The organism is Streptomyces sp. NPDC096013 (genome assembly GCF_044763565.1).
Taxonomy (GTDB): Bacteria; Actinomycetota; Actinomycetes; order Streptomycetales; family Streptomycetaceae; genus Streptomyces.
In genome coordinates this window covers 250,781-277,701 of record NZ_JBIWGK010000009.1, presented here as the reverse complement: position 1 = coordinate 277,701, position 26,921 = coordinate 250,781, and the positions used below count along the sequence as shown (strand labels likewise).

The 26,921-nt window shown below is 71.8% G+C and carries 21 protein-coding genes; 13 read left to right on the top strand and 8 right to left on the bottom strand.

Translation table 11 applies throughout. The features are described 5' to 3' along the window. Positions 1 to 13: 13 nt before the first annotated feature. The 3 genes from ACIRB1_RS29020 to ACIRB1_RS29010 all read right to left on the bottom strand — a co-directional run bounded on the left by ACIRB1_RS29020 (position 14) and on the right by ACIRB1_RS29010 (position 2,859). Positions 14 to 1,567 (bottom strand): ABC1 kinase family protein, encoded by a 1,554-nt coding sequence (locus ACIRB1_RS29020; RefSeq protein ID WP_403467504.1) that lies wholly within the window; start codon positions 1,565 to 1,567, stop codon positions 14 to 16. Positions 1,568 to 1,669: 102 nt separating this feature from the next. Continuing rightward, positions 1,670 to 2,290 (bottom strand): hypothetical protein, encoded by a 621-nt coding sequence (locus tag ACIRB1_RS29015; RefSeq protein ID WP_403467503.1) that lies wholly within the window; start codon positions 2,288 to 2,290, stop codon positions 1,670 to 1,672. A gap of 65 nt (positions 2,291 to 2,355) precedes the next feature. After that, the gene (locus ACIRB1_RS29010; RefSeq protein WP_352180810.1) at positions 2,356 to 2,859 is read right to left on the bottom strand and encodes a sigma-70 family RNA polymerase sigma factor; all 504 of its coding nucleotides are present in this window, start codon (positions 2,857 to 2,859) and stop codon (positions 2,356 to 2,358) included. Between the two features lie 468 nt (positions 2,860 to 3,327). Between ACIRB1_RS29010 and ACIRB1_RS29005 the strand changes: the two genes are divergently transcribed. From ACIRB1_RS29005 to ACIRB1_RS28995, 3 genes are all read left to right on the top strand, one after another. After that, entirely contained in the window at positions 3,328 to 4,746 is a 1,419-nt protein-coding gene (locus ACIRB1_RS29005; protein WP_403467502.1) for an ATP-binding protein, read from the top strand. 294 nt (positions 4,747 to 5,040) lie between these two features. Further along, positions 5,041 to 6,057 (top strand): glycoside hydrolase family 11 protein, encoded by a 1,017-nt coding sequence (locus ACIRB1_RS29000; RefSeq protein WP_403467501.1) that lies wholly within the window; start codon positions 5,041 to 5,043, stop codon positions 6,055 to 6,057. Between the two features lie 36 nt (positions 6,058 to 6,093). Then, positions 6,094 to 7,077, top strand: a complete 984-nt coding sequence (locus ACIRB1_RS28995; RefSeq protein ID WP_352180807.1) for a polysaccharide deacetylase family protein — start codon at positions 6,094 to 6,096, stop codon at positions 7,075 to 7,077. A gap of 208 nt (positions 7,078 to 7,285) precedes the next feature. Here the strand turns inward: ACIRB1_RS28995 and ACIRB1_RS28990 are convergent, their stop codons facing one another. Both ACIRB1_RS28990 and ACIRB1_RS28985 read right to left on the bottom strand, forming a co-directional pair. Beyond that, positions 7,286 to 7,444 carry a hypothetical protein gene (locus ACIRB1_RS28990; RefSeq protein WP_352180806.1) on the bottom strand — a complete coding sequence of 53 codons (159 nt, stop codon included), beginning with the start codon at positions 7,442 to 7,444 and terminating at the stop codon, positions 7,286 to 7,288. 40 nt (positions 7,445 to 7,484) lie between these two features. Beyond that, positions 7,485 to 7,901 carry an SsgA family sporulation/cell division regulator gene (locus ACIRB1_RS28985; protein ID WP_352180805.1) on the bottom strand — a complete coding sequence of 139 codons (417 nt, stop codon included), beginning with the start codon at positions 7,899 to 7,901 and terminating at the stop codon, positions 7,485 to 7,487. A gap of 206 nt (positions 7,902 to 8,107) precedes the next feature. Here ACIRB1_RS28985 and ACIRB1_RS28980 point away from each other — a divergent pair, with 206 nt between their 5' ends. Continuing rightward, on the top strand, positions 8,108 to 9,634 hold the full coding sequence (locus ACIRB1_RS28980) for a sigma-70 family RNA polymerase sigma factor (RefSeq protein WP_403467500.1): 1,527 nt from the start codon (positions 8,108 to 8,110) through the stop codon (positions 9,632 to 9,634). Between the two features lie 22 nt (positions 9,635 to 9,656). On the opposite strand, the gene ACIRB1_RS28975 is transcribed toward ACIRB1_RS28980, so the two are convergent. Continuing rightward, positions 9,657 to 10,568: a LysR family transcriptional regulator gene (locus ACIRB1_RS28975; protein ID WP_352180803.1), complete on the bottom strand. Its 912-nt coding sequence runs from the start codon at positions 10,566 to 10,568 to the stop codon at positions 9,657 to 9,659. A 102-nt stretch (positions 10,569 to 10,670) separates the two neighbouring features. Here ACIRB1_RS28975 and ACIRB1_RS28970 point away from each other — a divergent pair, with 102 nt between their 5' ends. Together ACIRB1_RS28970 and ACIRB1_RS28965 are read left to right on the top strand one after the other, a co-directional pair. Next, positions 10,671 to 11,501 carry an SDR family NAD(P)-dependent oxidoreductase gene (locus ACIRB1_RS28970; protein ID WP_352180802.1) on the top strand — a complete coding sequence of 277 codons (831 nt, stop codon included), beginning with the start codon at positions 10,671 to 10,673 and terminating at the stop codon, positions 11,499 to 11,501. A gap of 101 nt (positions 11,502 to 11,602) precedes the next feature. After that, positions 11,603 to 13,864 carry a DEAD/DEAH box helicase gene (locus tag ACIRB1_RS28965; RefSeq protein ID WP_403467499.1) on the top strand — a complete coding sequence of 754 codons (2,262 nt, stop codon included), beginning with the start codon at positions 11,603 to 11,605 and terminating at the stop codon, positions 13,862 to 13,864. Here ACIRB1_RS28965 and ACIRB1_RS28960 read toward each other — a convergent pair. Beyond that, positions 13,859 to 16,474 carry a discoidin domain-containing protein gene (locus ACIRB1_RS28960; protein ID WP_403467498.1) on the bottom strand — a complete coding sequence of 872 codons (2,616 nt, stop codon included), beginning with the start codon at positions 16,472 to 16,474 and terminating at the stop codon, positions 13,859 to 13,861. The genes ACIRB1_RS28965 and ACIRB1_RS28960 overlap by 6 nt on opposite strands. Before the next feature lie 434 nt (positions 16,475 to 16,908). Here ACIRB1_RS28960 and ACIRB1_RS28955 point away from each other — a divergent pair, with 434 nt between their 5' ends. The 6 genes from ACIRB1_RS28955 to ACIRB1_RS28930 all read left to right on the top strand — a co-directional run bounded on the left by ACIRB1_RS28955 (position 16,909) and on the right by ACIRB1_RS28930 (position 23,876). Continuing rightward, on the top strand, positions 16,909 to 18,354 hold the full coding sequence (locus ACIRB1_RS28955) for a DUF4190 domain-containing protein (protein WP_403467497.1): 1,446 nt from the start codon (positions 16,909 to 16,911) through the stop codon (positions 18,352 to 18,354). A gap of 147 nt (positions 18,355 to 18,501) precedes the next feature. Then, positions 18,502 to 19,254 (top strand): GntR family transcriptional regulator, encoded by a 753-nt coding sequence (locus ACIRB1_RS28950; protein ID WP_352180798.1) that lies wholly within the window; start codon positions 18,502 to 18,504, stop codon positions 19,252 to 19,254. A 402-nt stretch (positions 19,255 to 19,656) separates the two neighbouring features. Next, positions 19,657 to 19,848: an SPOR domain-containing protein gene (locus ACIRB1_RS28945; protein ID WP_366323668.1), complete on the top strand. Its 192-nt coding sequence runs from the start codon at positions 19,657 to 19,659 to the stop codon at positions 19,846 to 19,848. Between the two features lie 23 nt (positions 19,849 to 19,871). Continuing rightward, a complete protein-coding gene (locus ACIRB1_RS28940) occupies positions 19,872 to 20,282 on the top strand; it encodes a (deoxy)nucleoside triphosphate pyrophosphohydrolase (RefSeq protein ID WP_403467496.1) in 411 nt (136 codons plus the stop codon). 262 nt (positions 20,283 to 20,544) lie between these two features. Continuing rightward, positions 20,545 to 20,952 (top strand): ATP-binding protein, encoded by a 408-nt coding sequence (locus ACIRB1_RS28935; RefSeq protein WP_403467495.1) that lies wholly within the window; start codon positions 20,545 to 20,547, stop codon positions 20,950 to 20,952. Positions 20,953 to 21,203: 251 nt separating this feature from the next. Continuing rightward, on the top strand, positions 21,204 to 23,876 hold the full coding sequence (locus tag ACIRB1_RS28930; protein ID WP_403467494.1) for a SpoIIE family protein phosphatase: 2,673 nt from the start codon (positions 21,204 to 21,206) through the stop codon (positions 23,874 to 23,876). Positions 23,877 to 23,907: 31 nt separating this feature from the next. Here ACIRB1_RS28930 and ACIRB1_RS28925 read toward each other — a convergent pair whose 3' ends face one another. Then, positions 23,908 to 25,512: a hypothetical protein gene (locus tag ACIRB1_RS28925; protein ID WP_403467590.1), complete on the bottom strand. Its 1,605-nt coding sequence runs from the start codon at positions 25,510 to 25,512 to the stop codon at positions 23,908 to 23,910. A gap of 195 nt (positions 25,513 to 25,707) precedes the next feature. Between ACIRB1_RS28925 and ACIRB1_RS28920 the strand changes: the two genes are divergently transcribed. Continuing rightward, positions 25,708 to 26,886 (top strand): hypothetical protein, encoded by a 1,179-nt coding sequence (locus tag ACIRB1_RS28920; protein WP_352180793.1) that lies wholly within the window; start codon positions 25,708 to 25,710, stop codon positions 26,884 to 26,886. Positions 26,887 to 26,921 lie beyond the last annotated feature (35 nt).

Below are 26,921 nucleotides of genomic sequence, written 5' to 3'. Positions count from 1 at the left end.
GCGCCCGGTCGCGTCAGCGGGACCTACGGCGGTGGTCCAGCAGCAGCGCCATCGCACCCAGGGCGATCAACCCCGCGTAGGAGGAGCCGCGTTCGCCGCCCAGGGCCGCCGGTGTCCTCGGGTGGTGGACCTGGAGGGCGAAGCGCCGGTTGGACGCGTCGGCCAGCAGTCCGCGCAGCTGCTCGGGGCTGGTGGTGGCCGTGACCATCAGGTCCATCGCCGTACGGCCCAGCTGCTCCAGCGAGATGTACTCGCCGAGCAGGGACATCACGATCCCGCGGACCTCGCCCTTGAAGATCTCCGCGAGCGACAGCTCGGGCGCCAGGCAGCGCACCGAGCCTTCGAGATTGGCGAAGGACTTGCCCAGCAAAGAGATCGAGGGCGCGGAGCCGATGCCCCGCTTGGTGGCCTTCTCCAGCACGGTGGTGAGCGAGACGCCGAAGTTGAGTTCGCCGAGCGAGGCGCTGGAGATCTTGGGGACCAGCGCCGCCATGTCGGAGGCGAACGCCGGCAGGTTCGCCCAGGCGGTCAGTTTCCCCATGTCGGCCCAGGCGCGGGCCAGTCCGTGGCCGTCGTTCTGCGCCAGCGCCATCAGCAGCGGCAGCAGCTGGAGGCTGGTCCGCTTGTCCAGGCGCCCCACCATGCCCCAGTCGATCAGCGTCGCGGGGCCGCCGGGCAGCGCGAAGACATTGCCCGCGTGCGGGTCCGCGTGGAAGGTCCGCTGCACGAAGTAGCCGCGGTACATGAACCGCAGCAGGTCCTTGCCGATGCCGGTGCGCTCGCTGTCGCTGAACGACCTGGGGTCCAGATGCCGTACGGACATGCCGGGAGCCATCGACTGCACCAGCACCCGGGGTGTCGCCAGGAGGACCTCGGGGACGGCCAGGGTGCTGAAGTCACGAGCGGCCTCCCGGCCCTCCTCCATGTTGCGGGCCTCGCCGGTGAAGTCCAGCTCGGGTTCCATGGCGTCGAAGATCGAGCCGAGCATCGCCTCGACGTCGATGACCTCGTTGAACCGGGGTGCCGCGCGGGCCACGATCCGGGACGCCCGGCGCAGCAGGGCCATGTCGGCGCGGACCGCCTCGCGGATCTCCGGCCGCTGGATCTTCACCACGGCCGGTCCGCCTCCGGGCAGGGTCACCCGGTAGACCTGGGCCAGCGAGGCCGCGCCCAGGGGCCTGGCGGTGTCGATGTCGTCGAACCTGAGCTTCCAGTCGGGGCCGAGGTCCTTCTCCAGGACCGGCTCGAACAGGGAGAACGGCTGCACGTCGACCTGGTCGTGCAGGTTCTGGAACTCGGCGATCATCGACGGCGGCACCATGTCGGGCCGGGTGGACAGGATCTGACCGAGCTTCACATAGAACGGGCCGAGGCTCTCCAGGGCTTTCCGTACGGCCCGGGCGCGCCGTTGGGCGTCCCCGGCGGCGGATTCCTCCTCCTCCGCCGGGGACCGGCCGCTCCCCTTGGATCTACCGCGTTCCCGCGCCGTATGACCGACCTCGTCGGCGATCAGACTGCCCAGCACCTTCACGACCAGCCGGAGCCGGTCGCCGATCAAGGTCCTCACGACGCGGGTTCCCTCCTAAGGGTTCTCAGGGTTCTGCGGAAGCCGGCCCGGCGCACCGGGCGCGGACCGCGGGTCAACGGCCCTGTGCCAGGACGGCGTCGGTCATCCCTTCTTGGCCGGCGGACGCACTCCGGCACTCGCCGCGACATCGCTGATCGTGTCCAGGGCGCCGACCAGCGAGGACAGCAGGTCGGTCAGTTTGGCGATCTGCTGGGGCAGGGTCGCCAGGGATTCGGCCAGGCCGCCGAGACCGCCCACGGCGGCGGGCAGTCCCGCGGCCGCGCCGGCGAGCTGGCCGAAGGCGGCGAGCGGATTGTTGTGGGAGGAGGAGGACTGGCCGGCCAGTCCGGCGAGGGCGGCCGCCGGGTTCGCGCCCGCCAGGACGGCGAGCGGGTTGGCGTTGGCGAGTGCGGCCAGGGGGTTCACCTGGGTGGAGCCCCGGTCGGAGGAGGCGCCCGCCAGGAGGGCGAGCGGGTTGGCGCCGGCCAGTGCGGCCACGGGGTTCAGCCCGCCACCGCCGAACGCGGCCATCGCCTGGAGTGCCCCGAGGGGCGTCCCGGCGAGGGCCGCCATGGGATTGGCGGCGCCGAACCAGTCCGGGAAGTCGGACTTCCGGGATTTGTTCGGCGGGTCGAGGAAATCGTTGAACGCCTTGTTGGAACTGTCGGCGATGTCGCCGAGTAAGTTCTTGATGGTGTCCTGTGTGCTCGGTTTGTCGGCCACTTTTCGGAGTGTCCTTCCCTAGAGGGGCATCATGGAATGGGCCAGGATGCCGAACCATTTTCCGTTCATCCGCAGGATTCGCCCAGAGACTGGGTGCACATGTGCCGGAGCCTTGCTCTGCCACGTGTGAAAGCACCCTCGGCGGCCTTTACGGAGATCTGGTTGATACGGGCGAACTCGGCGATGGAGATGCCGTCGGCCCGCGCGAGCATCACCTGCCGCTCCCGGCCCCGGAGCTGGCCGGCCTGCCGGAGCAGCCAGCGCCCGAATTCCTGGTCGCAGACGGCCTCCTCCAGCATTTCCGGCTCCCCGTCGGTGATGCGCAGCAGCAGCCGCTGCCAGCGCTCCCGCTCCCGGTAGCTGTCGATGCACAGCCGCATGGCGACCGTGGTCAGGAACGGTCCGAGCCGGTCGGGGTCCAGGTCGCGGTGGGTCGCCGCGCGCAGCATGGCCTCCTGGACGCAGTCCTCGGCGTCATGCAGGTTGGGCAGCCGACGGCGCACCAGACGCAGGAGGCGCTCGCGATGCTGAAGGACTTCGGTCCAGAAGGAATCGCAGCATAAGTGCATGCGTCTCACCAATGATCGAACGAAAGAAATACACCCCGGCGATTGGCTCCACGTATGCCCTCATGGCACGAAAATCCCCTCCACTCTTTCCACCCCCTCGCCCTTCCTTTTCTTTCTTTGCCGGAAACAACGGCTTTCTGCCCTGGGGGGAGGTGGTTAACCCGTCCATCACACCCTTCCTTCGTTTGAATGAGAAAATGAGAAGGGATAACAGTATCTTCGGTCCGGCTGGTTCGGGGTTCGGCGCTGTGTGGGGGTGCGTGCTTTCCGCGGGCCGAGAAGTTCATGACGCCCCGGCCGCGCGACCGGCTGTGCCTGTCCGGGACCGGACGATCGGGAAGGGCGCGGGGGATGAGTCGCTGCCGATCGCTCCTGGCGACGCGACGCGACGCGACGAGGGGCGGGGGCGATTGCTAACGTCTACGTTAGTAACGTTGTCGTTAGTATCAAGCGTGGAGGTCGGCCGACGTGGTGGATTTCGTGGGTCGGCGTCAGGAGCTGGCGACGCTGGACCGAGAGCTCCGGAAAGTGGCGGCAGCGGTCGGCGGGGAGCGCCCTGGGCGGTGCGTGATGTTGCGCGGACGGCGCCGGGTGGGCAAGTCACGGCTGGTCGAGCGGTTCGCGGAGCGTTCCGGCGCCCCGTTCCTGTTCTACGCGGCGACCGGCGCGTCCCTGCGAGGCGACCTCGCCCGGCTGGCCCGGGACGCCCAGACGTCCACCCTGCCGATGGCCCCGCTCGTGGCCGCCGCGCGCCCGGAGAACTGGGACGCCGCGTTCGACGTGCTGGCCGCGGCACTGCCCGCCGACCGGGCGAGCGTGCTGGTCATCGACGAGGTGCCGTATCTGATGGATGCCGAGGGCGCCTTCGAGGGGATGCTGCAACGGGCCTGGGACCGGGTGCTGGAGACCAAGCCGGTACTGCTGGTCCTCATCGGCTCCGATCTGTCGATGATGGAGGCGCTGAACGGCTACGGACGGCCCTTCCATCAGCGCGGCCGGGAGATGGTGCTGGGGCCGCTGAACCCTGCCGAGGTGGGGCGAATGCTCGGGCTGGAACCCGCGGAGGCCTTCGACGCCGCGCTGGTCACCGGCGGGCTGCCGCTGATCTGCGCGGAGTGGCCGCGCGGTGCGGGGCTGTGGGACTTCCTCGACGAGGCGCTGAGCGACCCGGTCTCCGCACTCCTGGTGTCGGCCGAGCGCTCGCTGGCCGCCGAGTTCCCTCCGCGGGCTCAGGCGCGGACGGTGCTGGCGGCCATCGGCAGCGGCGAGCGGACCTTCACCAACATCGCCCGTGCGGCCGGCGGAATCGGGGCCACGCCGCTGCAACGAGCGCTGGAACTGCTGACGGACAAGCGGATCGTCGCCGCGGAGCTGCCTGTGTCGCTACGTCCGTCGAAGGACCGGCGCTACCGGGTGACCGATCCCTATCTGCGGTTCTGGCTGCGCCTGCTCGGCCCGTCCATGGAGGAGATCGAGCGGGGGCGGGGCGATCTGACCCTGGCGCGCATCCGGGAGAACTGGACCAGTTGGCGAGGCCGGGCGGTCGAGCCCCTCGTCCGTGAAGCCCTGGCGCGGATACTGCCCGACGACCGCCTCCCCGTGGCCCCGGCGGTCGGCGGCTACTGGACCCGCACCAATGACGTCGAGATCGACATCGTGGGGGCCGACCGTGCCCCCGTCGCCAAAGAACTGCTCTTCGTGGGCTCCATCAAGTGGCTGGAACAGTCCCCCTTCGACCGGCACGACCTGGCCGCCCTGCACCGGCACGGCGCCGCTCTCACCGACGAACCCGTTCCGGTCGTGGCGGTCTCGCGCGGCGGAGTCGACTGTCCGGGGCTCGATGCCGTCTACGGCCCCGGAGACCTGCTGGCGGCCTGGCCGCTGTGAGCTACGGGCTTGCGGGGCGTAGCAGTTGGGCCTTCGTATGATCGGGGAATTCTTCGAAACATTCGGGCGAAAACATTCGAAGCTCGGATCTTGATTCCCTGCGACCTACTAAAGTTCGCCAACTGTGAATCGTTCAATTACGCGACTGAGCTGGGAAGTTACAAGCAAATCCCGGTGAATGCGGGCGGCGAATATTTCGTACTCGTTACCGAAACTATTGACAGTTGTCAGGGGCAGACCAACACTGACGCCGTCGTGACCGTGATGTGACGAGGACGAGGAGGAAGCATCCGCATGAACAACGCACCCGCACCCGCATCCGCGCGCACCCCCCAACCACCCCCGCGCTTCAGGCTGTTCGTCAGCAGTGCCTGCGCGCTGCTGCTGGCCCTCCTGGCGACGATGACGCTGCCGGGCACCGCCAGTGCCGACACGACCGTCACCACGAACCAGACCGGCACCAACAACGGCTACTACTACTCGTTCTGGACCGACTCGCCAGGGTCGGTCTCCATGAACCTCGGCTCCGGCGGCAACTACAGCACCACCTGGAGCAACACCGGCAACTTCGTCGCGGGCAAGGGCTGGACCACCGGCGGACGCCGCAGCGTGACGTACTCGGGGACCTTCAACCCGTCCGGCAACGGCTACCTGTCGCTCTACGGCTGGACGTCGAACCCGCTGGTCGAGTACTACATCGTCGACAACTGGGGCACCTACCGGCCGACGGGCACGTACATGGGCACCGTCAACAGTGACGGCGGCACGTACGACATCTACAAGACCACGCGGTACAACGCCCCTTCGGTGGAGGGCACGAAGACCTTCGACCAGTACTGGAGCGTCCGGCAGACCAAGCGGACCGGCGGCACCATCACCACCGGCAACCACTTCGACGCCTGGGCCCGCGCCGGCATGCCGCTCGGCAGCTTCAACTACTACATGATCCTCGCGACCGAGGGTTACCAGAGCAGCGGCAACTCCAACATCACGGTGGACGGCACCAGTTCGGGAGGTGGCGGCGGCGGAGGCGGTGGCGGCTCCAGCGGCTGCACCGCGACGCTGTCCGCCGGTACGCAGTGGAGCGACCGGTACAACCTCAACGTCGCGGTCACCGGCTCCAGCAACTGGACCGTGACGATGAACGTCCCGTCCCCGGCGAAGATCCTCTCCACCTGGAACATCGCGGCCACGTACCCGAGTTCGCAGGTGCTCACGGCGAAACCCAACGGCAGCGGCAACAGTTGGGGCGCCACCATCCAGGCGAACGGCAACTGGACCTGGCCCACGGTCTCCTGCACGGCGAGCTAGCCCGCCCCGACTCCCAAGGCTGGAGGTCCACTTCACATGAGATCCGCACCGCACTTCTCATTACGCTCCCTGGTCGCCAGGCTCGCCGTCATCGCCCTGGCCGCCGCGGGCACCCTCGCCGTCGGTACGGCGGCCCCGGCGCAGGCCGCCACCTGCGGCGGGTACGTCGGGCTCACCTTCGACGACGGCCCGTCCGGCAACACCCCCACCCTGCTCAACGCGCTGAAGCAGAACGGCCTCCGGGCCACGATGTTCAACGAGGGCCAGTACGCGGCCGCCTACCCCGCGCAGGTCAAGGCGCAGGTCGACGCCGGGATGTGGGTCGGCAACCACAGCTACACCCACCCGCACCTGACCCAGCAGACGCAGGCGACCGTCGACTCGGAGATCTCCCGGACCCAGCAGGCCATCGCGGCCGCGGGCGGCGGCACACCCAAGCTGTTCCGGCCGCCGTACGGCGAGACCAACGCGACCGTGAAGGCCGTGGAGGCCAAGTACGGTCTGACGGAGATCATTTGGGACGTCGACTCGCAGGACTGGAACGGCGCGAGCACCGACGCGATCGTCGCGGCGGCGGGCCGGCTCACCAACGGCCAGGTCATCCTCATGCACGACTGGCCCGCCAACACGGTCGCGGCGATCCCGCGCATCGCCCAGGGCCTGGCCGCCCGCAACCTCTGCGCCGGAATGATCTCCCCGACGACGGGCCGCGCCGTGGCCCCCGACGGCAGCGGCAACGGCGGTGGCGGCGGCAGCAGTTGTACGGCGACGCTGTCCGCCGGTACGCAGTGGAGCGACCGGTACAACCTCAACGTGGCGGTCACCGGCTCCAGCAACTGGACCGTGACGATGAACGTCCCGTCCCCGGCGAAGATCCTCTCCACCTGGAACATCGCGGCCACGTACCCGAGTTCGCAGGTGCTGACCGCGAAACCCAACGGCAGTGGCAACAGTTGGGGCGTGACCATCCAGGCGAACGGCAACTGGACCTGGCCCACGGTCTCCTGCACGGCGACCTAGCCCCGGCCGGACCGGACGCTCGTAGTAGTCCTCGAAGTGGGCCCGGACGGTCTCCGAGGAACTGTCGGTGAGGAGGTGGAAGAGGAAACCGGAGCCGTCCGGGCTTCCGTGGCCCGCGGGAACGTCGATGGCCGAGCCGGCGCACCACACGGTGTCGCCGGTCTCGCGCCACAGGCACACGGTGACCCGCGGGACGCCGAGGCCCTCGTCACGGAAAGCGGGGTCGTCCAGCAACGGCCGCAGGACGGCGGGCACTTCGTCGACGGTCGTCCTCGATCGTCGCGTCCAGGACGGCCAACGCCCGCCGCGGCAAGCGGAGTTCGGTGGGTTCGGGGAGGCGGGCGGCGGCCTCGTGTGCGGTGCTCATGGCCTCATGGAAGCAGCCGCCACCGACAACCGGCCCGCGCTCACGCACCGTCGAGCAGCGAGGCGAGCCCGATGTCGAGGGACGGTTCCACTGCCTCCCGGCCCGGTTCGGTCACCCGGTATGTGCGGCGCAGGAAGTGGTGCAGGGCGACGCTGTCGAAGCGGATCATCGCGATGCCCTCCGCCGAGTGGAACTCGACTGCCGTATGGGCGGGGCCATATGGCCTGATGTGCACGTTGCCCATCCCGGCCGGAGTCACGAGACCCTCCTCCAGCAGCGCCCGCGAGAAGGTCCACGTCACCTTCTTGCCGTCGAGCGATATCCAGGCGGGGAAGAGGAGTTGGACGGCGAAGGGGTCGCCGGAGGAGTAGCGAAGGGTGACCGTGACGGCCAGCTCCTGGTCGTCGTCGGCGATCAGGCGGGCGCCGGTGGGCTGTTCCAGGGTGAGGTGGCTCATGGGCGGTCTCCGAACTCGGGCGGGGCGGCGGCCTGTTGTGCCGGCACATCCTCTTGAGAGCGCGGAGGGGCAGTTGATTACGCCGGGACGGAAGAAGGTTGATGTGATCCGAGTCACCTTGCGTTGTCGCCGCAACTTTAGTTGAAAGTTTCGGCATCTAGGCTTACGCATCCTTCCCCGCCCCCGGCAACTGGAGCGTTGCTGCCATGAACGACGGCCCCACCGCCGCGTACGCCCGGATCTACGAGGAGCAGCAGCCGCGCCTCGTCGCCTACGCCCGCTCCCTCACCCGCAACTCCTGGGTCGCCGAAGACCTGGTGGCCGAGGCGCACTTCAGGGTGTGGCGCAGGCTGTCCGCCGGGCACGAGATCGACAACGTGCCGGCGTACCTCATGACCACGGTGAAGCACCTCGCCACCGCCGCGGGGACCGCCGCACGCGAGACCCCGCGCGATCCGCAGGCCGACGAACGGGTGGGCGCCGTCCCCGCGCACGTCCACGGGGGCGACCCGGCCGAGCAGGTGTCCTCGACCGACCTGCTGGTGCGGGTGCTTGAGCAGTTGCCCGAGCGCTGGGTGAAGGCACTGTGGCTCGCCGAGGCCGAGGGCCTGCCGCTGGCCGCGATCGGTCCTCAGCTAGGCACCCGGGAGGGCGCCACGGCCGTACTCCTGCACCGCGCCCGGGAGGGCATGCGGCAGGCGTTCCTGCGCGAGCAGACCGGCGCCCCGGACGACCCCGCGTGCCGGGTCCACTGGGCGCGCATGCCCGCCTACGTGCGCGGCGGCGCCACCGAGCGGCAGTCCGAACGCCTCCTCGGCCACGTCGACGCGTGCGACGACTGCCGGGCCCGGCTCGCGGCCCTGATGCGCGCCAACGACCGGCTGCCCGCGCTCGTGGCACCGGCCCTCCTCGTCTTCGTGCTCGGCGGCGCGGGCAAGTTCCTGCTCGCGTTCGGCGCGGGCTCCGCCGCAGCGGGATCGGCCGCGGCCGGCCACGGCGGCGGACTCCTGCACGGCGTACGGCACGCGGCGGTCGGTGCCTCCAAGGCGCAGTTGGCGGCCGCGGTCGGCACGGCCGTCGCGGGCGCCGTCGCGGTCTGCGTCCTCCTCGGCGGCACCGGCACCACCGAGGTCCCGGTCGCGAAGAGCCCGGCGACCGAAGTCCCCGTCGCCCAGGCACCGGTGGCCTCCGAGCCCCGGCCGACGAGCCCCTCGAAGACCCCGGGCGAACGCGATGCTTCTACGCCCCCTGCGGCCGACGGGTCCGTAAGTGCCGTGCCTCCGGCCGCACTTGAGGCCGACGCGGGCGAATCGACCGTGACACCGGCGGCAGGAGACGGCGTAACACCCGCTCCTACGGCGCCTGTCGATCCGACGCCCCGCCCGCCGGTGGAACCCACCCCGCCCCCCGAGCCGAAGCCGCTGCCGTCACCCCCGGTGGTCCCGGAACCCACCCCGCCTCCGAAGCCCACGGAGCCGACTCCCGCGCCTCCCAAGAGCGGCGACCCGAAGCCGAAGCCGGAGCCCACGCCGACGGACCCGGCGACCGGGGGAGACGGTGATGGTCACGAGGGTGGCGACGGCGGTGGCGACGGCGGAGGTCATGGTGACGGGTCGCCGCGCGGGCCCGTGAAGGAGTCGCCGAACCCCGTCGTCCCGGAGCCCGAACCGTCCACTCCTTCGCCCGACCAGCCCTGCGCCCAGGCGTCGGAGTCGGGTCGGCCGAGCGCGTAGCCGTGCGGCGGGCGAGTCCCGTTCAGCGTCCCGTCGCCAGGCGGCACGCCTCCGCGTACGCCCGGACCAGGGGGCGTGCACCGTCCTCGCGCCGCCACGCGAGGGCGTAACGGCTCGGCGAAATGCCGTGCACCGGGCGGGTGATGACCCCGCCGAGGGTGATCAGGTGGGCGTTGCCCGTGGCGACCAGGCAGACGCCCAGGCCGGCGGCCAGCGCCTCGTACGTCTCCTCCGTGCTCGCGATCTCCGCGCCGATCCGCGGTGGCCGTCCGCCGCGTTCGTCGAGGGCGAGCCAGTGGTCGCGCAGGCGGCCCGCGCTGGGCGGGAGGGCGAGGAACGGTTCGTCGAGGAGGTCCGTGAAGTCGATGTGGGGGCGGTCCGCGAGGGGATGGGTGTCCGCGAGCGCGACCAGGCGGGGTTCCTCGGCGACCACCGTCCAGTCGTAGCGATCCCCGCTTGCCGCCTCGGGCAGCGGCAGCCAGACGAAGGCCACGTCCGTGTCGCCGTCGGCGAGACCGGCGGTCGGGTCGTCCCAACTCACCTGGCGCAGCCGGACGGTGGCCTCCGGGCGTGCCGCCGTGAAGCGGGAGCGGATCGCGGGCAGCAGGCCGCCGCGGCCGGGGCTGGTGCTCATGCCGACCACCAGCGTGCCGCGTTCGGCCGCGCCGGCCTCCGCCAGCGCCGACGCACCCTCCGCCCAGACCGCCAACAGCCGCTCGGCGTACGGCAGGAGAGCCGCACCGGCGGACGTGAGCGCGACGCCCTGCCGGTCGCGCCGGAAGAGTTCCGCACCCAACTGCCGCTCCAGCGCCCGGATCTGCTTGCTCAGGGCGGGCTGCGACACGTACAACCGCTCGGCCGCCCGGGTGAAATGCAGGTCCTCGGCGACCGCCACGAAGTACCGCAGGTCCCGCACATGGACGTCCGTCGTCATAACCAACGGTTATCAGAACGGGTCTTGGACGGGCAACCGGTCGCGGCAGCAGGGTGGTCGACGACGGAAGCACGTGAACTCACCCGAATTCCTGGAGTCCTGATGAACAAGGTGTGGCTGGTGACCGGTGCGAGCAGCGGACTCGGGCGGGCGATCGTCGAGGCGGCGCTCGCGGCCGGTGACGTGGTCGTCGGCGCGGCCCGGCGGACCGAGGCGCTGGACGACCTCGTCGCCGCCCGGCCCGACCAGATGGAGACACTGCGCCTGGACGTCACCGACACGGGGGCGGCGGAGGCGGCCGTACGGGACGTGGTGGCGCGGCACGGGCGGATCGACGTACTCGTCAACAACGCGGGCCGTACGCACGTCGGCGCCTTCGAGGAGACCACCGAGCAGGAACTGCGTGACCTGTTCGACCTGCATGTCTTCGGGCCCGCCGCCCTCACGCGCGCGGTGCTGCCGCACATGCGGGAGCGGCGCTCCGGGGCGATCGTGCAGATGAGCAGCATGGGCGGCCAGATGTCCTTCGCGGGCTTCTCGGCGTACAGCGGAACGAAGTTCGCCCTGGAGGGTCTCTCCGAGGGGCTCGCGGACGAGGTCGCCGAGTACGGCATCAAGGTGCTGGTCGTGGAACCGGGCGCCTTCCGCACCGCCCTCTTCGACACCGCCCGCGCCGGGGTCAGCCCCGACAGCGGGGTCTACGCGCGCGTGAGCGAGACCCGCGCCTCCGTCGCCGCCAACGACGGCAGCCAGCCCGGCGACCCCGCCAAGGCGGCGGCCGTCGTCCTCGCCGCCCTCGACGCCGAGCACACCCCGCTGCGTCTGCCGCTGGGGGAGGACGCGATCGGTGCGGTGCTCGGGCATCTGGAGCAGGTGCGCGGCGATGTCGAGGCGTGGGAGAAGCGGGCGCGGGCAACCGGGTTCGAGGCCTGACACCGGGCCCGCGGGCGGCCCGGACCGCCGTCCCGGTCCCGTTGTCAGTGGCGCGTGCCACGATGGCTGCACACCGGGACGAATGGGGAGCGGGGGGTGACATGGAGGGCGAGTCTCCGCGGGTCGGGCGGCGGGCCAGGGAGCTGTGCGAGCGCGGCACGCGGCTGTACGACGTGGCGCGCACCCTGCGCGCCGACCACACGCGCGCGCTCGACGCCGTCCGCTCCGCCCTGGAGCCGCTGCGGGCCGAACTGGTCGCGCAGGAGCTGGAGTCCATCCCGGTCGCCCGTCTGAAGGACGTCACCGAGGGCCGGCTGCGACTCGGGGCCGTCGAGGCGGCGGGGCTGACCTCCGTGCGCGCGGTGCACCAGGCGAGCCGGTACGAACTGCGGCAACTGCCCGGCGTAGGACAGCAGACCGCCGACCGCGCGCTCGCCGCCGCCCGGCAGATTGCGCGCGCCGTCGCGGAGACCGTCTCCGTCCGCATCGACGTCGACCACCCCGAACCCCGCACCACCGCCCTGGTCATCGCGCTGCAACGGCTCGTGGAAGCGGGCCCGGAGCTGCGCCGCGCCCTGGACGCGGCCACCCGGCTCGACGAGCGGCTCGGCGCCCTGCTCCCCGTGGCCCGCCCCGCCAGCAGCAGACTCCTGATGGCACTCGCCGGCCGTGGGCGGAGGGACAGCGCGCTCGCCGCGGTCGCCGAGATCCGCGAACTGGTCGGCGACCCGGCCGCCAAGGACGTACGCCTGCTGATCGCCCAGGCCTCCACCGACCTGCTGCGCCCGCCGGTCTCCGAGATCGAGGCGTGGGTCGACTTCGAGCTGCGCTCCGCCGAGTACTACAGCCAGCTCGCCGAGGTCGACGGGCAGCAGCCGGACCTCGCGGCCAGCGAGGGCTTCCTCCCCGCGGAGCTGGCCGAGCGCGTGCACGCCCAGCCGCTGGACGACACCCACCGCCGGGTCTCCCTGCGCGGATACCAGTCGTTCGGGGCGCGCTTCGCCCTGGCCCAACGCCGGGTCGTCCTCGGGGACGAGATGGGGCTCGGCAAGACCGTCCAGGCCATCGCCGCCCTCGCCCACCTCGCGGCCGAGGGGCAGCACCACTTCCTGGTGGTCTGCCCGGCCAGCGTGCTGATCAACTGGACCCGCGAGATCCGCACCCGCAGTACCCTGCGCGCGCTGCCGGTGCACGGCCCGGACCGCCACGAGGCCTATGCGGAATGGGGCGAGCGCGGCGGGGTCGCGATCACCACGTTCGACACGCTGCACACCCTGCCCGCGCCGGCCGACCCGTCGGCCAAGGGCAGGAGGCCGAGCACCGACGCGCCCACGGCCCCCACCCCGGGCATGCTCGTCGTGGACGAGGCCCACTACGTGAAGAACCCCGACACCCGCCGTACGAAATCGGTCGCCCTGTGGACCGAGCGCTGCGACCGCGTCCTGTTCCTCACCGGCACCCCCATGGAGAACCGGGTCGAGGAGTTCCGCACCCTCGTCCGCCACCTCCGCCCCGACCTCCTGCCGGTCGTCCGCAACGGCACGGCGGCGGCCGGACCGCACGCCTTCCGCAAGTCCGTCGCCCCCGCCTACCTGCGCCGCAACCAGGAGGACGTGCTCACCGAACTGCCCGCCCTGGTCCAGGTCGACGAGTGGGTGGAACTGGGCGCCGCCGACCGCGAGGCGTACGAGCGCGCGGTCGGCGACGGCAACTTCATGGCGATGCGCCGCGCCGCCTACGCCGACCCCGAGAAGTCCGCGAAGCTCCAGCGCCTGCGCGAGCTGGTCGCCGAGGCCGCGGACAACGGCGTGAAGGTGGTCGTCTTCTCCTACTTCCGCGACGTCCTCGCCGCGGTCGAACAGGCTCTGGAGAAAGGCGTGTTCGGCCCCATCTCCGGAAGCGTCCCGGCGGCCCGCCGCCAGCGGCTCGTCGACGACTTCACCCAGGCGACCGGCCACGCCGTCCTGCTCTCCCAGATCGAGGCCGGCGGCGTCGGTCTCAACCTCCAGGCCGCCTCCCTCGTCATCCTCTGCGAACCCCAGGTCAAGCCGACGGTGGAGCACCAGGCCGTGGCCCGCGTCCACCGCATGGGCCAGATACGCACGGTCCAGGTGCACCGCATGCTCGCCGCCGACAGCGTGGACGACCGGCTCCTGACCATCCTCGAGAACAAGGACCGCCTCTTCGATGCGTTCGCCCGGCGCAGCGACCTGGCGGACGCGACTCCGGACGCGATCGACATCTCCGACGCGTCGCTGGCTCGCCGCATCGTGGAGGAGGAGCAGCGGAGGCTGGCGGGGGAGCCGACCGAGCGCGTTCCCAAGGATGCCGAGCGCGTTCCCAAGGATCTGAGGCGGTCATGAGCGCACGTCGAGTTCGGCGAGCGCGGCACCCGTCCCGCCGCGCACGCTGACGCGGACGTACCGGGCGGGTGTGCCGTTCGGGGCGTGCCAGGTGCGCCGGTCGGTCGAGACCTCGACGGTGGACGACGCCGGCCGCTTCGTCCAGCCGGGCCGCACCGTACTGACGCGCGCCGCGTGGCCCAGGTCGACGGTGAGGGAGGCCCGGTCGGCGTCCGGTGACCAGGAGGTCGCGGGGCTGCCGTCGACCGCCGCCTCCGGGTAGCGGCCGGAGACCGAGGAGGTCGCCGTCGCCGGGTGACACCGGGCCAGGTCGGTGGTGGGGGTGAGATCGGGGCGCCGGGTCTTCAGGGTGACCGTGCCGGAGAGGGTGCGCCGCCCCTCGGGGGTGTCCAGCACGAAGGGCGCGCCCGTCCGCAGCCGCACGGTCGTCGTCTTCGCCCCGATCGCGATGTCGTACGTACGCCCGCGCCAGCGCAGCCCCGACAGGCGTACGCCGGCCGCGAGTTGGGGCGGCAGGCTCGGGTCGAGGCGGAGGGTGCCGGGGCGCAGGCGCAGACCGGTGAGACCGTGGGTGAAGACCTGGAGGAAGCCACCCTTACCGGTGAGGAAGTCCTGCGCGGGCGAGCCCGCGAGGGGGTCGGACGCGCCCGCCTTGTCACCGCGCGACTCCGAGAACAGGGCGAACGGGCCGCGCGCGAAGGGCTGGTAGGCCCGCCGCAGGTAGGTGTACGCGGCACAGCCCGGCTCGTCGATCGCCGCCGCGTCGATCGCGTGGACGGCGTCGGTCATGGCGGGACCGTCGGGGTCGGTGCGGCCGGCGTAGTAGTCGAGGGTGGCGGCTGCGGCACCGGCGGGCATGGGCCACTCCAGCGGGTAGATCAGCAGCACGGTGTCGGCCTGCTTGATCTGCGAGCCGTTGTAGCCGTCGTACTGGAGGAAGATCCTGCGCTTCGGGTCGTAGGGGATGCGCAGATGGTCGGCGACGGTGAGCCAGTCGGCGGGGGCGGGGGTGCCGAGGACGCGGGCCGCGTCGGTCGCGGCGCGCAGGGCGGTGGCGGCGACGGCGTTGGTGTAGACGCCGTCGTCGACACCGTTGCTGTACTCGTCGGGTCCGGCGACCTCCTTGACGGAGTAGGAGCCGTCGGTGTTCTTCGTGGCCCGCGAAGTCCAGTACCGGGCAAGGCCGTTGAGGAGGGGCAGGCCCCGGGTGCGGAGCCAGGCGCGGTCGCCGGTGGCGAGGTAGTACTGCCAGGCGGCGAGGGCGATGTCGCCCTGGAGGTGGTTCTGGGTGAGGCAGTGCGGCGGCTGCCAGCTCTGGCACTCGTTCCACAGCCGGCCGTGACTCGCGCTCGTCCAGGGGAAGAACAGCCCCTTCACGGCGGTCTTCGCGGCGTTCTCGGCGGCGGCCGTCCGGGTGCGGTAGCGGTATTCGAGGACCGGGCGGGCGAGCTCGGGGTGGGTGGCCAGCAGCGAGGGGAACATCCACGTCTCGGCGTCCCAGAACACCATGCCCGCGTAGTTGTCGCTGGTCAGCCCGGCCGGCGCGATGCTGTCCCGGGCGCCGGGCCGCAGCGCGGACAGCAGCCCGTACTGGGCGGAACGCACCCAGAGCTGGAGATCCGGATGCCCCGGCACCTCGATGTCCGACGCCCACAACGCCCGCCACGCGGCGGTGTGCGAGGCGAGCAGCGCGCCCCACCCGCGGCGCGCGGCCCGGGCGGCGGCGTCCTGCGCGGCGGACCGGGGGTCGGGCGAGGTGAGCGAGGTGTCGACGCCGACGTATTTGGTGGCGGTGTAGGTACGCCCGGAGCGCACGGGGACGGCGCTCGCCTGACCGGCGCTCAACTCGCCCTGCCTACGGGCACGTTGGCCATGCCCCGGCGCATCCAGCACGGAGGTGACGGCCCCCTCGACTCCTGTCCCGTCCGTGCGGAAGGCCACGCCGATGGTGTGGTCGCCGAGGTGGCCGCCGTCGGTCCGCGTGATACGGCGGGCACCGCGCCCGTCGAGCCGGTCGGTGAGGGTGAGCCGGCCGTCCCAGTGCGGGGTCACGCGCAGCTGGACGGCGCCGGTGTGCGGGTCGTCGCGGGTGGCGAGGACGTCGTAGACGAGGTCGGTGCGGCGGCCGTCGGTGGTGGTCCAGGTGAGGGACGTACGGACGTAGCCGCAGCGGAGGTCGAGGGCCTGGCGGTAGTGCGAGATCCGGCCGCGCTCGCCGTAGGTCTCGGCACCGGCGGTGACATCGATCCCGGTCCAGTTCGGCAGCCCGGCGAGCGCCTCACGGCCGGCCGTGTTCGCGGGCCCGCGGGCGTAGAGACCGGACACGAACGCGCCGTCGTACCGCGGGGTGTAGAGCGGCCACCCGGTCTTCTCCCCGGACGCGGCATAGCCCGCACCGGCGGGCGGGACACGCGTGCCGAGGTAACCGTTGCCGACGTAGGGGTGGTAGGTGTCGGCCGGGTCGATCCGGGTGGCGGAAGGGGTCCAGCCGGAGCTGCCGCAGTCGTCGCGGGGGTGAGGGCCGGGCGCGGCGACCGCCGGGGAGAGGGGGAGAGGGAGGAACAGGGCGGCGGCGAGGAGGGGGAGCAGGAGGCGGGTGGGTTTGGGCACCGTTCGACGATGGGGTGCGGTGAGGGGTGGGGGTGGAGGGCGCGCGGAGGGTTACCACGGACGGGGGTGGGCGAGGGGTTCCTCCCTCGCGCCCGGAGGGGGAGGCCTATCGCGGGATCAGCGCGCGGGGTTCGGGCGGTTCCCGCACGGCGTCGGGTCGGTGACCCGGCCCACGGTCAGATCAGACCCCGCCACCGTCCGCGAGCAGCGCCGGCAACCCACGCACCCCGGACGCCGAGAACACCGTGCCCCCGTCGGCGCCCCGGCCACGGCGTGGCAAGCGCGTTCACCGTCCGCGCGGGCCCTCGCGTCACCCGCGTGCCGTCCCCACTCACCTCACGCTTACCATGCGCCAAGTCGTACGACAGTCCCGCATCTGAAGATCTCCAGCGCTCCTCCCGGAGATCCCCGCCTGAACCAGGAGCACGGTACCCGTGTCCATACCCCCGCCCCCGGAGCCCCAAGGGCCGCCCACCCAGGGCCCCGAGAGCCCCCAGGACCAGCCCCCGGCCCCGGGCCCGTCTCCCACCCCGCAGGCATCCACCCCGTACAACCCCTTCGCCCCACCGGAGCCGAAGCCGCAGGACTCGCAGGCATCCTCGACACAGCCCCACGACCCGTACGCCCCACCGCAGCCGTACCCGCAGCCCCAGGACCCGTACGCACCCCCGCAGTACCCCTACGGCGCGCAGCCCCAACTCCCGTACGGGACACCGCCGCAGAGCCCCTACGCCCCGTACCCCCAAGGTCCCCACACCCCTCCGGGTCCCCCGAGCCCCTACGGGCCGCAGCCCTACCAGACCTGGGGGCAGGGCTACACCCCGGACAACAACCCCGCGCCCCTGAACGGCATGTCCGTCGCCGCGCTCGTGCTCGGCATCCTGTGCTGCATACCGGGTGTCGGATTCGTCCTCGGGCTGATCGCGCTGAGGCAGATCAAGAAGCGGGGCGAGCGCGGACGGAGCATGGCGGCGGCCGGGATCGTGCTGTCGGCGTTCGGGCTGATGGTCTGGGTGCTCGGCGTGACCGGCGCCGCGACCGGCCTCTGGGACGACATGAAGGACAGCGCGCGGAACAACACCAGCGCCTCGCCCGCGAAGGGCGAGTGCTTCGACGCGCCCAGCGGTTCGCTGGAGGGCCGGGCGTACGAGTTCGACGTGGTGCCCTGCGCCGTCGAGCACGACGGCGAGGTGTTCGGCGTCGTGCGGATGGACGGCGGCGCCTACCCCGGGGACAAGGAGGTCACGGCCACCGCCGGCGACAAGTGCTACGCCCTCCAGGACACCTACGCCATGGACGGCTGGGCCGTACCCGACGACGTGGACATCTACTACGTCACCCCGACCTCGGAGAGCTGGAGCCTGGGCGACCGCGAGATCACCTGCGTGTTCGGCAACACGGACGAGGACGCGAGCCTGCCCGGCGGTTCGCTGCGCAACGACGCCACGACCCTCGACCAGGACCAGGTCGCGTATCTGAAGGCGGCTCACGTCCTGAACACCGCGCTGGACTCGGCGCCCGACGCGCAGTACGTCGAGGACGACCTGCCGGGGCACCGGGCCTGGGCGGGCCGGGTCTCGACCGCGCTGACCCGGCAGGCCGACCTGCTGGAGGGCCACGAGTGGCCGGCCGCGTCCAAGGAGCCGGTCGCGGCCCTGGTCAAGAACCTGCGGGCGGCGCAGAAGGAGTGGGCCCAGGCGGCCGGGGCCTCCGACGCCGACGCGTTCTACGCCCACTACGACAAGGGCGCCGACCTCATCGACCCGAAGAAGTCCGTCACCGCCCGCAAGGCTCTGGGGCTCGCCACGACCCCTCCGTCGTACGACGGGAACGACAGCGGCGGGAACAGCGGGGGAGACGCCGGCGGCATGGAGGTGTGACGGCTCCTATAGCGGGGAGAAAGCGCCTGGGTAAAGCCCACGCCGGGTATAAGTCATCACATCGAGTGATTCTCTGGCCTTTGCTTGCATGGCACAACCCACGGTTGCCAGGCTGTTGCTGTCTGTACAACCTGATGGGAGCGGCCAGTGACATTCGGTGAGCAGCCGGCGTATCTGCGCGTCGCGGGTGATCTCCGCAAGAAGATCGTCGACGGCCAGCTGCCCCCGCACACCCGGCTGCCCTCGCAGGCCAGGATCCGCGAGGAGTACGGGGTCTCCGACACGGTCGCGCTGGAGGCGCGCAAGGTGCTGATGGCCGAGGGGCTGGTCGAGGGCCGCTCCGGGTCGGGGACGTATGTGCGCGAGCGTCCCGTGCCGCGGCGCGTGTCCCGCTCAGGGTTCCGGCCGCCGGCCGGCGCGACGCCGTTCAGGCAGGAGCAGGCCGACGGGGAGGCGCGCGGCACCTGGGAATCCAGCAGCGAGCAGGCCGAGGCCAGCGGCACCATCGCCGAGCGGCTCGCGCTCCAGCCCGGCGAGCGCGTGATGTGCACGAAGTACGTGTTCCGGGACGCCGGCGAGACGATGATGCTCTCCACGTCCTGGGAGCCCCTCGCGGTGACCGGACGTACGCCCGTGATGCTGCCCGAGGAGGGGCCGCTCGGCGGGATGGGGGTCGTCGAGCGGATGCGCGCGATCGACGTCGTCGTGGACAACGTCACCGAGGAGGTCGGCGCCCGGCCGGGCCTCGCCGAGGAGTTGCTCGCCCTGGGGGGAGTTCCCGGGCATGTGGTCCTCGTCATCCAGCGCACCTACTACGCCTCGGGCCGCCCGGTGGAGACGGCCGACGTGGTGGTCCCGGCCGACCGGTACCGGATCGCCTACCACCTGCCGGTGAAGTAGCGCACCGGCACCGGTGGTGAAGGGGCGCACCGAGTGGTGCGGCGGGTCTGCGGTGTGGTGCGGTGTAGTGCGTCGCAGGTGAAGTAGCGCACGCTTCCCGGCAGTTGTCCCGCCCTGTCGACGGAACTGGTCAATCCGCGCTGCCCCGCGGGCCGTTGGATTCCGGTCTTTCTCGCAGGTCGTTCACGGCACCTGTAGCGTGCCTCTCACCGGAAGCATCGAGGTGCGCCAGCGGCGCGTTCACCGGTGTGCGCCCCCTGCGTCTTGGCTGGTTGCGTACCTCTTTGTGAAAAGCCGTATTCGCTGCGTGAAGGTTAGGCGTAGGCTCCGGCATATGCGGATTGCGGTTTCCTTATGGGGTGGGGCACGGCACGAACCGCGAGCTGGAAGCGGAGGGGCGCGATGAACGACAACACGATCACCCTGCCCTGGCTCGTGATACGGCAGGACGACAACGGCAATCGCTACCGCGTGGGCAGGTACGCCACCCGCGCCGAGGCGCAGAAGATCGCCGACAGCCTCGACGACCGAGGGCACAGGCAGCTCTACTGGGTCGAGCGGATCGGGCAGCACGGCGACGCGACCCGCAACTGACCGCACCCCGTAGGCTCCCGCGCATGACGACACGGATCGTGGTGGTCGGAGCCGCCCTGTTCGACGACGGCCGCCTCCTCGCCGCGCGCCGCAGCGCACCCCCCGAACTCGCCGGACGCTGGGAACTCCCCGGCGGCAAGGTCGAACCCGGCGAGCGCCCCGAGGCCGCGCTGGTACGCGAGTTGGGCGAGGAACTCGGCGTCGACGCGGAGACCGTCGAGCGCGTCCCCGGCGAATGGCCCCTGAAGCCGCCGTACACCCTCCAGGTCTGGACGGCCCGCCTGCTCCCCGGCTCGCCCCGGCCGCGGCCCCTCGAAGACCACGACGAACTCCGCTGGCTCGCCCCCGCCGACGTCTGGACCGTCGACTGGCTCGACCAGGACGTGCCTGCCGTACGGGAGACACTCGCGCTGCTCGACGCCCGGGCGCGCTGAGGTCGTCGTCCGCTCTTGGCGCTGCGGTGTGTTGAGTCCGTCGCCCGCTCTCGACGCCCCCCGGATGCCCCGAATGGCGTCACCCCTCTCGGCACCGGGGCGCGTCGGCGTCGCAGCCCGGCATGCCGGGGGAGCGTGGCCGGCTTGGCGTACGCCGTTCGTGCCACAGTGCGCCCTGGGGGACGGTACCCCGCCTTAGATATCGGGTATGTGCCCATTAACCCCATGAAATCGGACATGGGTGTGCTGGCTGGCCCGGGATGTGATCGGCTTGATCGACACCGAAGGCGACTGCGTCGAGTGGACGTTCCCCGCGGAGCCGGGGGCGGTCCGCACCGCACGCTCGGCGGTGCGCGGCCAGTTGCGCGACTGGGGGCTCGACGCGCTCGCCGACATCGCGGCGCTGCTCGTGAGCGAGCTGGTGACCAACGCGTTGCGGCACGCCACGGGCCCTATCGGTGTCCGGCTGGTCCGCCCGGTCGGCCCGGACGGCGTGCTCCTCGTCGAGGTCTCCGACCCGCTGCCCGACCCGCCCCGCGAGCGCGTCGCCCGCCCGGAGGACGAGAGCGGCCGGGGTCTCCAACTCGTCGCGGGCGCCTGCGTCCGCTGGGGTACCAGGCCGGGCGAAACGGGCAAGACGGTGTGGTTCGAGCTGGCCGTACCCGGGTGATCCGGCCTGTACGGACCGGACAAGCGTGTCCATCGACTGGTTCAGGCCTGTGACGGTTGTCGATCCGCGTGGTTCGACTGCGTGTCCGCTGGTTAGAAGACTGGGAGTGTTGTCGCAGGCAGGTCCGAAATGCATCGGGATTGTCCTGTGATCGTGAACACCGTGTTGTGCGGCGCCGTAGTGCTGGATACTGCGGGCAGCCGCCCCCGGTGACCGGTGCCGGACGCGGTGAGCTGGAGGGGACGGTTCGCGTGAGCGAGATACCAGCGAAGGCCACGGAGTCCGAGGACCCGTCGGATCGCGCGAGGGCTGAGGCCGCGGGCTACATCGACGTGCCCGCAGAGGACTCCCTGTCCGTCGGCGACGCCATGTGGCAGAGCAGTCCACCCGGCTCGATCTACGACTACATCAAGGTCGCGTCCTTCTCCATCGGCCCCGACGGGCTCGTCGACCAGTGGAGCCTGCGGGCCGAGCAGCTCTTCGGCATCTCCACCGAGCACGCGGTCGGCATGGACCCCATCGAGGCGTTCGTCGATCCCGAACTGCACGAGCACGGCCAGCGGAAGATGGCCGAGATCCTGGACGGCCGCGAGTGGACCGGCGTGGTGCCCTTCAAGGTGCCGGAGAGCGCCGAGGGCGAGCCGGGCAAGGAGGGGCTCGCCGAGGTCTATGTGATGCCGACCCGGACCGAGGAGGGCGAACGGGCCGCCGTCTGCATCGTCGTCGACGTCCGCATCCTGCGCCGCATAGAGACCGATCTTGCCGCGTCGCAGTCGATATTCGGTCAATCTCCGTTCGGGTTCCTGCTGATCGACCCCGACCTGCGGGTCCGCCGCGCCAACCAGCAGATCGCCAACACCTTCGGCGGCACCCCCGACGACCACCGCGGCCGGGGCGTCCACGACTATTTGCAGAGCCCCGAGGCCGAGCGGATCACCGCGACCCTGCGCCGCGTCCTGGAGACCGGCAACTCCATCACCGACATGCAGGTCACCGGTCTGGTGCCGGGCTCCGACGAGCGCCGCCACTGGTCCATCAACCTCTACCGCGTGCACAGCGGCAGCGGCCGGCCCATCGGCATCGCCTGGCTCGGCACCGATGTCACCGAGCGCCGCGCCGCCGCCCGCGAGGCCGCCTCCGCGCGGCGCAATCTCGCCCTTCTGAACGAGGCCGGCGCCCGCATCGGGAACTCCCTCGACCTGGAGACCACGGCCCGCGAACTCCTCGACGTCGTCGTCCCCGGCTTCTGCGACCTCGCGACCGTCGACCTCTACCAAGGCCTCCTGGCCGGCGACGAGACCCCGCCGGGACGCGCCGACGGCAGCGCCGAACTGCGCCGGGTGGCCTTCGCCAGCGCGGTCTCCGACGCCCCCTTCGTCGGCGGCGGCGCCCCCGTCTCCGTGGGCGCGGTCCACCACTACCCCTTCAACTCGCCCTGCGCGGACGCCCTGCGCACCGCCCGCCCGCAGTACGTCCCCGCCGAGGAGGGCGGCCTCGTCCAGTCCACGCTGGCCGTGCCGATGGTCGCCCACGACACCGTCGTAGGACTCGCGCAGTTCGCGCGGACGAAGGGCAGCGAGCTGTTCGGGGACCGGGACCGGGATCTCGCGGTGGAGCTGGCGGCGCGGGCCGCCGTCTGTATCGACAACGCGCGGCTGTACCGGCGCGAGCACGAACGGGCGTTGATACTGCAACGGTCCCTGCTCCCGCCCGGCGACCCGGAGGCGTCCGGCCTCGACATCGCGTGTCGTTACCTGCCCGGAAACGCGGCCACCGAGGTCGGCGGCGACTGGTTCGACGTCATCGAACTCCCCGGCCACCGCACCGCGTTGGTGGTCGGCGACGTGATGGGCCGCGGGCTGCGCGCCGCGGTGGCCATGGGCGAACTCCGCACCGCCGTCCGTACGTTGGCCCTCCTCGACCTCGAACCGGCCGAAGTGCTCTCCGCGTTGGACGAGATCGCCCGCGGCCTCGGCACCCCCGGCGGCGTCCAGCAGGCCACCCGGGCCGCCCGCCGCCCCCGCGAGGCCGACCTCTCCGAGGTGTACCTCGCGACCTGTATCTACGCCGTCTACGACTCGGTGACCAGGCGCTGCACCTTCGCCAACGCGGGCCATCTCCCGCCGGTCCTGGTCGAACCGGGCGAAGCGGCGCTGATGCTCGACGTCCCGCCCGGGATGCCCCTGGGGGTCGGCGGCGAGCCCTTCGAGGAGGTGGAGGTCGAACTCCCCGAAGGCGCGCTGCTGGCGCTCTACACGGATGGACTGGTCGAGTCCCGCGACCACCCCCTGGACGAGGGACTCCAGGCCTTCGTGGGCGCGCTGACGGACCCGGCGACCCGCGATCCGTCCGCCGACGACCGGCCGCACGCCAGGACGGCCCTGAACGCCGACACCCACCGCGACCTGGAGGACGTCTGCGACCACGTCCTCAGCACCCTCGACACCCACCACGGCGAGGACGACATCGCGCTCCTCATGGCCCGCGTCCAGGGCCTGCCCGAGGACTCGGTCGGCGACTGGACCCTCCCGCGCGAACCACGCAGCGTGGGCCGCGCCCGCGAGTACGCCCGCGCCCGCCTCCAGTCCTGGGACCTCGAACCCCTCGTCGACACCGCCGAGTTGCTCGTCAGCGAACTGGTCACGAACGCGCTGCGGTACGGCGAGGGCGAGATCAGGCTCCGGCTCCTGCTGGACCGCACCCTGGTGTGCGAGGTCTGGGACGCGGGCCTGGTCCAGCCGCGCCGCCGCCGCGCCCGGGACACGGACGAGGGCGGCCGGGGCTTGCAACTGGTCGGCCTCCTCTCGGCGGCCTGGGGCTCACGCCGGACACCGCGCGGCAAGACGGTGTGGTTCGAACTGCCGCTGCCCGACGGGGAGAACGGGATGGTGGACCCGGCGGAGGCCCTGCTCAGCCTCTTCTGACGGCTCGGGCTCCGACCTCCGCCGCGCTGTTCTACGCAGGCGGAAGGCCCCGCCGCTTCCGGGTGCCAGGCCCGCCGAAGCTGAGCGGCGGGCCGCCGTCGGGGTCCTCGCCCAGGAGGATTCCGCCGAGTACGGCGCCCCCGATCCCGCTCGTGTGCTCATCGGCGGCACCGGCGTACGGGTTCCCGTGCGTCCGGACGTCCTGCTCGGCCAACTCCCTTGCCTCCAGGGCGAGTACGTCGGCGGTGGCCGGGTCGGTGTCGAACAGTCGTCGCGCCTCGGCCAGGCGGGCGCGGGCATCGACGCCCACGGCACCGCGGTGCGTGGCCACGAAACCGTCGGCCGCGCCGATGCCGGTGCGGGCCACGAGCCGTGCGGCGAAACCGAGGACGCCGTCCTGGCCCGCGCCCAGCGGTAGCAGGGCCCGCACGATGCGGCGGAGGGCGTCGAGGGGGTCGTAGGCGGTGTACGGGTCGTCGGGCGTGCCGCTGGTGCCGCTGGTGAGTTCTTCGCGGACGGCGGCGAGGGTGGTGTGGGCGGAGGCGAGGTCGGACGGGGCTGTCACCCGCGCCCGTGCGAGTTCGGCCTCCGCGCCGGTGAGGGCGGCCGGTACCGACTGGGCGGCGGTGGCGAGGGAGTCGGCGAGCCGGTCGACGCAGGTGACGAAGGTGTCGGCCTGGCTGATGGCTCCCTCGGCGGCGCGAAGGTCGCGGATCGCTCTGCCGGTGTCCCTCAAGTCGGTCGCCTGGCGGGCCTGGTTGAGGTGCGTGGTGGCGAACACGAGCCGGTCCTTGGCCTGTTCGACGTAGCCGGTGACGGGGGCGGTGGCCGGGACGCCGGACGCGGGATGCCGCGCGTCCAGACCGGCGAGGGTGGCCTCCACGGCCCCGGTGCGGGCGGCGAGTTCCCGGAACCGTCCCTCCGCGACACCGAGGGCGTCGGCCATGTCCCGCTCCAGCGCCCTGAGTTGATCGAACCCGGGCGCTTCCGCGTCCAGTCGCCGCCCGGCCTCCGCGCACCGCCCGACGATCCCGGCGAGGGCCTGCCGCCGGACGGCCTCCTCCTCCGGCGCCGGGACACCGTGCTCGTACCGCACCCGTATCGCGAACGCGGCGGAGAGCTCCCGCTCGGCCTCCCGCAGGGCGCCCGCGAACGGCCCGACGGCATCGACCCCGAACCGGTCCTCGGCGAAGGCGAGTTCCTCCCGGCTGGTACGCAGACAGTCGTCGGCCTGGACGAGGGCGGTACCGGCCTGCCGTTCCAGCACGGGGAGCGGGGTCACGGGAGGCTGGGGCGACACCACCCCGGGAGTCGTACGGGTACGGGCCCTACGGGTACGGCGCAGGTACCCGTACCCGGCGAGGACGACGACTCCGCCCACGGCGACGAGGGGGAGGGCGAGGTCAGCGGGGGAGGTACTTCCGTCGGAGAGGTACCGAGAGTGGTACGGGGAGTGGTCCTCGGGGTCCTGCGCGGTGGACCGGCGGGCGGTTTCCTGCGCGGTGGCGTGGCGGGCGGTGTCCCGCGCGGAGGCTGTTCCGACGGGCTCGTCCCGGCCGGCCGCAACCGGAACCTCCGCCTTGATCGTCATCACCGGCAGCACCAGCCACACGGCCCCGGCCGCCCCGCCCACCACGGCATGCACCACCCGCACGGATATGTGGGAGGTCCCGCGCCGGGGTCGGCCCCGTATCAAGGATGACGTCACATTTCGGAGCGTATGAGCAGGATTGCGGGCGCGCGACCGGGGTGGGCTCCGGGTGGGACGAGGGGGAGTGGGGGCGGTGAGTGGGGTGAGAGATGTACGGCTAGGGGGAGGGGTGGCGTGGGGATGGGGCGGGACGCAGGAGGGTCGGGGACGGATTCGGGCTCGGGTACGGATTCCGGCTCGGGTACGGGGGAGGAGTCCGGGGCGCAGAGGGAGACCGGAGACGGTGGCTCTGGCGGAGCCGCTACTCCGCCTGGGGCCGTGGACCCGGGCCCAGCCACCCGTCCTTCCGGGGGTGGGAGAGCGCGGTGGGTTCGGCGGAGCGTGGTCGCGTTGGTGGTTGCCCTGGTGGTGCCCGTCCTCGGTGCGGAGGGTGCCCTGCGCCTCAATTACGCCGGTGATCCGGCCGACGGCACCTACACCCGGAGCAAGGACGCGATCTGGCTGGGGCACGCCTGGGTGGACGGCCGGAAGACCGACGCCGACCTGAAAACGCTGGCCGGTCGGCTCAAAAACACCGGTATCCGTGACCTGTACGTCCATTCAGGCCCCCTGGAGCACGACGGCACCCTCCCGGAGTCGGACTACCCCGAAGCCGCCTGGCTGATCGAGTCCGTGCACAGGGAACTCCCCGGCGTCCGCGTCCAGGCCTGGCTGGGGGACGAGCTCGCCACCGAGAGCCCGGACGGCCTGCGTCTTCAGGACCCCGCGACCCGTACCGCGATCGTCACGTCGACCCGACAGATCCTCGCCGCCGGCTTCGAGGGCGCCCACTTCGACCTGGAACCCCTCCACTCCGGCGACGCGCACTACCTCGACCTCCTCGACCGACTCCACGCGGTCACCCGGGCCCACGACGCCCAACTCTCCGTCGCCGCCCACCAGATCGACCCGCTCCCCGCGTTCCACGCCTTCTGGGGCACCGTCACCAACCACCCCAAGTGGTGGTCGCAGGCGTACTTCGGCCAGGTCGCCCGCCGAGTCGACCAGATCGCCGTGATGTCGTACGACACGATGCAGCCCCTCCAGAGCCTCTACGGCGGCTACGTCGCCCAGCAGACCTCGCTCGCCCTGGAGGTCACCCCCGCCTCCACCGACCTCCTGATGGGCCTGCCCTTCTTCCACGAGAACCGCTTCGGCCACCGAGCCTCCGCCGAGACCGTCCCCGCCGCCGTACGCGGCGTCCGCCTCGGCCTGTCCCGCACGGACGCGCACCGTACGAACTTCGGCGTCGCCCTGTACGTCGACTTCGCGGCGACGGAGGCGGACTGGACGGCGTACGAGAAGGGCTGGGTGCGCTGAGCGGGTCGTCAAGTGCCGTGAAAACACCGTGCTGT